This is a genomic window from Paenibacillus pini JCM 16418 (assembly GCF_000576305.1).
Lineage (GTDB): Bacteria > Bacillota > Bacilli > Paenibacillales > Paenibacillaceae > Paenibacillus_AQ > Paenibacillus_AQ pini.
The window spans coordinates 1-2,545 of the sequence record NZ_BAVZ01000049.1; the positions used below are offsets into that span (position 1 = coordinate 1).

The following is a 2,545-nucleotide window of genomic DNA, read 5'->3' on the forward strand; positions in this document are numbered from 1 at the left end:
CATTCATAAAATATCATTTTCATGAAATTGAGTTAATTAAAAAGTAGATATATATTGTGAAGCAAGGAGAAGTGTGAATTGAAAATTAAAACATTCGACAACGGCTTAGTTGTCAAACATCGTAAATCTGCAATTATCTTCGAAAATTTCGATGGTAAAAAAGAGAGGGATGATCGTTTTTCTTATGAATTTACAAAAGAGGGCTTCGAAGATTTTACCACATACATCGAAGAGATAGCTAATGAAGCATGGTCAAGTATAGTGCCGAAAGAAGCAATCAGCATGGGGTCGGATTATGCTGAATACTATGATCGGAAATATGATGATAATGGCAATTTATCAATAAAAGAGAATGGAATTTTGGTTGTTGCACCGTATTGGTCGATAGATACGTTATATCAATTCAACAAACCGAAAATCGAGTCATTCATTTATGATTTGCGAATAAAAATAGGCTGCTGAACAGTTCGAAAATGAAACGCTAAATAAGACACTAACTATGAATTAAAAGACAGGGGATAATTTTAATGAAATAGACATTTATTATCAAAATTGATTACAAAGAGCTACCTGAGAACACTGCGAACTGCCGATGCTTTACATGAAGCTGCATTAGATTAGAGTCTTTTATTGAAGAGGTAATATACGAATATAAAGCAACTGGTTCTATCTAAGGGGATTATAAGGTTAAAGTAAAGCATGTTTAATAAGCTCTATACATAAAACATCAAAATTAATTAACAGATTTATAAATAATTTATTTTCCATTAATTCCTCTTGCATAACGAACACATGTTTGTAGTATAATAAATACAAACAAATGTTCTCATTCGGAGGGATTAAATTGACTCATATAGCAAAACGCTCAGTGATGTTAATTGATATGCAAAGTTTTTATGCCAGTGTTGAAAAAACGAACCACCCAGAATACAAAAACAAACCTTTAGTTGTAGCTGGAGATCCAGAAAGAAGATCGGGAATAATACTAGCAGCATGTCCGATAGCTAAGAGCTATGGAGTAACTACTGCTGAAGCCATATGGCAAGCTTTAAAAAAGTGTCCTGATTTAGTTATTGTACGTCCTCATATGCAGCAATATATCGAGGTTTCAATGCAAATCACCAAGATTCTTGAATCTTTTAGCGATTTAGTTGAGAGCTATAGTATTGATGAGTTATTTATTGACTGTTCAGGCTCATTACATTTATTCGGTAATTCTATAATTGAAATGGCACGACAAATACAACAGAGAATACTTATTGAAACTGGAGTATATGCAAGAGCAGGAATTGGTGAAAACAAGGTAATTGCGAAAATTTGCTGTGACATGATCGCAAAGAAAATCGAAGGAGGTATATTTTATTTACGGAAAGATGAACTATATAAACACGTTTGGCGTAATCCAATAAGAGACTTATGGGGAATTGGCTCTAGGATGGAAAAGCATCTTTGGAATATGGGGATTCGAAATATAGGACAATTAGCCAATACCCCGTTATCAAAACTTAGAAAGAGATGGGGAGTGAATGGCGAGGTCATCTGGAGAGTTGCAAATGGGCTAGATGACTCACCTGTAACACCTAGCTCTCACAGTAACCAAAAGATAATTGGCAATGGTATGACACTCCCAAGAGACTATAGAGAGGGGTGGGAGATAGAAGTTGTGCTACTTGATCTATGTTCTCAAATTTGTAGGAGGACAAGAGGATTCGGTTTAATGGGATCAGTAGTGTCTGTTGGGTGTTCTGGAGCTGATTGGGATAGGGCAACTGGCTTCAGTAGGCAACTTAAATTAGTTGATCCTACAAATGTAACAGTTGATATTTATGCAGCGGTAAAGAAGCTGTTCCACACTTATTGGGATGGGTTACCTGTTCGAAGATTGAGCGTCGCTTTGTCTGATCTATCCAGTGCTGACACATATCAATTATCCTTTTTGAAGATAATGAGAAGAAGAGGGCTATTGATAAAGTGATGGACGACATAAAGGATCGATTCGGGGAAGTATCTATATTAAGAGCAAGTTCTCTGACATCAGCAGGGCAAGCAATGGACAGAAATGCAAAAATCGGAGGACATTACAAATGACAAAAAAACTGAGCGGAAACGGCCTATGGGAATCCTCTCGAATGATGTTGCCGGAACATAAGGAGCGAATTAATCAAAATCAAAAGGAACATAAGATAAAAACTCGACCAGTTATTCATGACGATGAATGGGAAAACATTCTTTATAATTTAGGTATATCTCTAAGTGAGAAAGAAGTCGTTGAAGTAACTTTGTTCGATACCTACAGTGATAGAATTGTAATAGGTGTTGTTACTAATGTTGTACCACATCAGAAGAAATTTAAAGTAGAGTTTGATAACGATAGTGGTTATGAATGGGTAGACTTTGAAGAGGTAGTTAGAGCTAGAATTCATTAATAGTTCTAAGCCCTGTTGACTAAATTATAGCGGGGCTTAAGTATACATAAAATAAGGAGGAAGAGATGGCTAAGAAAAGAGACAGAGATGTGCAGTATATATTCCCGCCTAAGACAGAA

General features: G+C 35.7%; 2 protein-coding genes and 1 pseudogene. All 3 read left to right on the plus strand.

Annotated elements, in window-relative coordinates:
- Positions 1-78: 78 nt before the first annotated feature.
- The gene (locus JCM16418_RS23230; protein ID WP_036653799.1) at positions 79-462 is read left to right on the plus strand and encodes a hypothetical protein; all 384 of its coding nucleotides are present in this window, start codon (positions 79-81) and stop codon (positions 460-462) included.
- A gap of 391 nt (positions 463-853) precedes the next feature.
- A pseudogene (locus tag JCM16418_RS23235) lies at positions 854-2,088 on the plus strand (DNA polymerase IV).
- The gene (locus tag JCM16418_RS23240; protein ID WP_036653800.1) at positions 2,085-2,426 is read left to right on the plus strand and encodes a YolD-like family protein; all 342 of its coding nucleotides are present in this window, start codon (positions 2,085-2,087) and stop codon (positions 2,424-2,426) included. The pseudogene JCM16418_RS23235 and the gene JCM16418_RS23240 overlap by 4 nt, the downstream one beginning before the upstream one ends.
- Positions 2,427-2,545 lie beyond the last annotated feature (119 nt).